The organism is Streptomyces mayonensis, assembly GCF_018982965.1.
Lineage (GTDB): Bacteria > Actinomycetota > Actinomycetes > Streptomycetales > Streptomycetaceae > Streptomyces > Streptomyces mayonensis.
Genome location: NZ_JACBYP010000225.1, coordinates 1 through 4,302, shown reverse-complemented (window position 1 = coordinate 4,302; position 4,302 = coordinate 1). Strand labels below are relative to the sequence as shown.

General features: G+C 69.5%; 3 protein-coding genes. 1 reads left to right on the top strand and 2 read right to left on the bottom strand.

All coding sequences use genetic code 11. The features are described from left to right. Nucleotides 1-108 precede the first annotated feature (108 nt). Nucleotides 109-675, bottom strand: a complete 567-nt coding sequence (locus HZS56_RS37295; RefSeq protein WP_216725243.1) for a GNAT family N-acetyltransferase — start codon at nucleotides 673-675, stop codon at nucleotides 109-111. Nucleotides 676-967: 292 nt separating this feature from the next. On the opposite strand from HZS56_RS37295, the gene secA reads away from it, so the two are divergent. Continuing rightward, nucleotides 968-3,811, top strand: coding sequence for a preprotein translocase subunit SecA (secA, locus tag HZS56_RS37290; protein ID WP_216725242.1), 2,844 nt, complete (start codon nucleotides 968-970; stop codon nucleotides 3,809-3,811). Between the two features lie 122 nt (nucleotides 3,812-3,933). On the opposite strand, the gene HZS56_RS37285 is transcribed toward secA, so the two are convergent. Then, the coding region (locus HZS56_RS37285; RefSeq protein ID WP_253915522.1) for an Rv3235 family protein at nucleotides 3,934-4,302 on the bottom strand (369 nt) is incomplete at its 5' end.

The following is a 4,302-nucleotide window of genomic DNA, read 5'->3' as shown; positions in this document are numbered from 1 at the left end:
GCGCCTCCATCTACGCGCGAAGATCTCTGCCGGGCACCCGGTGCCGGGGCGGGGCGGCGGGACGCCTCACTCACCGGTGCGGCTTCCCGTTGGGGGGAGCGGGCGGTGTTAAGGCGCCGGCAGGTACGGGGACGTGGACGGGAGGGTGAGGTCCGAGGGGAGGAGGGAGGCGATCCAGCAGTCGCGGCGTACGCCCTTGTTGTTGACCGCGGAGCGCAACGTGCCCTCCATGGTGTAGCCCGCCCGCCGGGCCACCGCGCGGGAGGCAGTGTTGCCGACCTCCGCACGCCACTCCAGACGGTCGACGGCCCGCGCGGTGAACGCCCAGCGGGAGACGGCGACGGCGGCCTCGGTGACGTAGCCGTGGCCGCGGTGTTCCTTGGTGCCCCAGAACCCGATCTCGCCGACGCCCAGCGAGATCATGGTGACGCCGAGCATGCCCACCAGGTCCCCGGCGGGCAGGAAGACGCCGAAGGTGAACATCGAGTCGTTCGCCCAGCCGTCGGGCACCGCCTGCTCGGTGAAGCCCCGCGCGTGCTCCAGCAGGTAGGGCGAGGGGATCGTCGTCCAGCGCTGGATGTCGGGATCCTGCGCTGCGGCGTACACGGCCTCGGTGTCCTCGGGGCCGACCGTGCGCAGGACGAGGCGGTCGGTGGTCAGCGTGACGGGTTCCATCGGCCGATTCTGCGCGGCGGCCCGCGGTGCACGCCAACTTTTTGCCCTGCGTGAACAGGCGGTCACTTTTCGAGCAATTCGCCGGAGCGCGCGGCACCATCCACCGGGCCCGGACGTTGAACCGGGTGACGGCGGACAGGGGACCGGATGCAAGGCTGGATGCAGCGGAGCGGACGGTCCCCGTTGCGGCAGGCCTCCCGGGGCGGTGGGGTCCTCGCTTACGATGGCCGTTGCCCAGTCCGTGACAGGAAACCGACCGTCCCAGGCCCGACCGGCAAGGAGACCAACCCCCGTGTCCGTCCTCTCGAAGATCATGCGTGCAGGCGAAGGCAAGATCCTGCGCAAGCTGCACCGCATCGCGGACCAGGTCAACTCCATCGAAGAGGACTTCGCTGACCTCTCCGACGCCGAGCTGCGGTCCCTCACCGACGAGTACAAGCAGCGCTACGCCGACGGTGAGAGCCTGGACGACCTGCTGCCCGAAGCCTTCGCCACCGTCCGGGAGACCGCCAAGCGCGTCCTCGGCCAGCGGCACTACGACGTGCAGATCATGGGCGGCGCCGCCCTGCACATGGGCTACGTGGCCGAGATGAAGACCGGTGAGGGCAAGACCCTCGTCGGCACGCTGCCCGCCTACCTCAACGCCCTCTCCGGCGAGGGCGTGCACATCGTCACGGTCAACGACTACCTGGCCGAGCGCGACTCCGAGATGATGGGCCGCGTCCACAAGTTCCTCGGCCTCGACGTCGGCTGCATCCTCGCCAACCAGACGCCGGCCCAGCGCCGCGAGATGTACGGCTGCGACATCACCTACGGCACGAACAACGAGTTCGGCTTCGACTACCTGCGCGACAACATGGCGTGGTCCAAGGACGAGCTCGTCCAGCGCGGCCACAACTTCGCCATCGTCGACGAGGTCGACTCCATCCTCGTGGACGAGGCGCGTACGCCGCTGATCATCTCGGGCCCGGCCGACCAGGCCACCAAGTGGTACGGCGACTTCGCCAAGCTGGTCACGCGCCTGAAGAAGGGCGAGGCCGGCAACACCCTCAAGGGCATCGAGGAGACCGGCGACTACGAGGTCGACGAGAAGAAGCGCACCGTCGCCATCCACGAGTCCGGCGTCTCCAAGGTCGAGGACTGGCTGGGCATCGACAACCTCTACGAGTCGGTGAACACCCCCCTGGTCGGCTACCTGAACAACGCCATCAAGGCCAAGGAACTCTTCAAGAAGGACAAGGACTACGTCGTCCTCGACGGCGAAGTCATGATCGTCGACGAGCACACCGGCCGTATCCTCGCCGGCCGCCGCTACAACGAGGGCATGCACCAGGCGATCGAGGCGAAGGAAGGGGTGGACATCAAGGACGAGAACCAGACGCTCGCCACGATCACCCTCCAGAACTTCTTCCGCCTCTACAAGCGCCACGACCACAACGGCAAGGAACAGCCGGGCCTGTCCGGCATGACCGGTACGGCGATGACCGAGGCCGCCGAGTTCCACCAGATCTACAAGCTCGGCGTGGTGCCCATCCCCACCAACCGGCCGATGGTCCGCAAGGACCAGTCCGACCTGATCTACCGCACCGAGGTCGCCAAGTTCGACGCGGTCGTCGACGACATCGAGGAGAAGCACCGCAAGGGTCAGCCGATCCTCGTCGGCACCACCTCCGTCGAGAAGTCGGAGTACCTCTCGCAGCAGCTCAGCAAGCGCGGCGTCCAGCACGAGGTGCTCAACGCCAAGCAGCACGACCGGGAGGCGACGATCGTCGCCCAGGCGGGCCGCAAGGGCTCCGTGACGGTGGCGACCAACATGGCGGGCCGTGGTACGGACATCAAGCTCGGCGGCAACCCCGAGGACCTCGCCGAGGCGGAGCTGCGCCAGCGGGGTCTCGACCCCGAGCAGCACATCGAGGAGTGGGCCGCGGCCCTGCCCGCCGCGCTGGAGCGGGCCGAGGAGGCGGTCAGGGCCGAGTTCGAAGAGGTCAAGGGGCTGGGCGGGCTCTACGTCCTGGGCACCGAACGGCACGAGTCGCGGCGCATCGACAACCAGCTGCGCGGTCGTTCCGGCCGTCAGGGCGACCCCGGCGAGAGCCGTTTCTACCTCTCCCTCGGCGACGACCTCATGCGGCTGTTCAAGGCCCAGATGGTCGAGCGGGTGATGTCCATGGCGAACGTGCCGGACGACGTGCCCATCGAGAACAAGATGGTCACCCGCGCGATCGCCTCCGCACAGTCGCAGGTCGAGACCCAGAACTTCGAGACGCGCAAGAACGTCCTGAAGTACGACGAGGTCCTCAACCGCCAGCGCGAGGTCATCTACGGCGAACGGCGCCGCGTCCTGGAGGGCGAGGACCTGCAGGAGCAGATCCAGCACTTCATGAACGACACGATCGACGCCTACGTGCAGGCCGAGACCGCCGAGGGCTTCCCGGAGGACTGGGACCTCGACCGGCTGTGGGGCGCCTTCAAGCAGTTGTACCCGGTGAAGGTGACCGTCGAGGAGCTGGAGGAGGCGGCCGGCGACCGGGCCGGGCTCACCGCCGACTACATCGAGGAGTCCATCAAGGACGACATCCAGGAGCAGTACGAGGCGCGCGAGACGCAGCTCGGCTCCGAGATCATGCGGGAGCTGGAGCGCCGGGTCGTGCTCTCGGTCCTGGACCGCAAGTGGCGCGAGCACCTCTACGAGATGGACTACCTCCAGGAGGGCATCGGCCTGCGCGCGATGGCGCAGAAGGACCCGCTGGTCGAGTACCAGCGGGAGGGCTTCGACATGTTCCAGGCCATGATGGAGGGCATCAAGGAGGAGTCCGTCGGCTACCTGTTCAACCTGGAGGTCCAGGTCGAGCAGCAGGTCGAGGAGGTCCCGGTCGAGGACGCGGCGCCGTCGCTGGAGAAGGACGTCCAGGACGCCGTCCCGGCCCAGGCGGGCGCCCGCCCGGAGATCCGTGCCAAGGGGCTCGACGCTCCGCAGCGCCGTGACCTGCACTTCTCCGCGCCGACCGTGGACGGTGAGGGCGGTGTCGTCGAGGGCGAGTTCACCGACGGCGAGCCGGCACAGGCGCAGTCCGACGGGCTCACGCGCGCGGAGCGCCGCAAGCAGGCCAAGGGCGGACGCCGCCGCAAGAAGTGACGGTGCTGCGGTGCCCCCGGGCACCGCGTCGGCCGAAGGGAAGGGCCGGTTCACCTGCGGGTGGCCGGCCCTTCGGCCTGTGCCGCAGCCTCGGCGGTACGGGGAGCGGCGGGCGGGGACGGTCAGTCGTCGTCCGCGCGGGGCCTGCGGGGGCCGCCCAGTTCCACCGCCGTGCAGCGCCAGCGCAGGTCGCGGCCCTGTTCCAGGCGGAAGGCCATGGCGCGCAGCTGGTCGCCCGCGCCGATGCGGGCGAAGACCTCCAGCGCGCCCTCGCGCGGCTCGAACCAGCCGATGTCGCGGACGACGGGCGAGGCGCCGCGCGTCCGCAGGGGGCCGCGTTCGGCGAGGTGGGCCAGGTCGTCGTAGGCACGGCCGACGGTGTGGCGGAGCATCGAGTGGACGGGGCGGCGGCCGCTGAGCACGCCGAGGAGCAGCTCGGCGAACCGCTCGGTGGGGCTCGGCTGGGGGACGGGGCGGCGAGGGGTCTGCGC

Coding starts and splice junctions, on each gene's coding strand:
- HZS56_RS37295 (WP_216725243.1), bottom strand. CDS start 675: ATGGAACCCGTCACGCTGACCACCGACCGCCTCGTCCTGCGCACGGTC.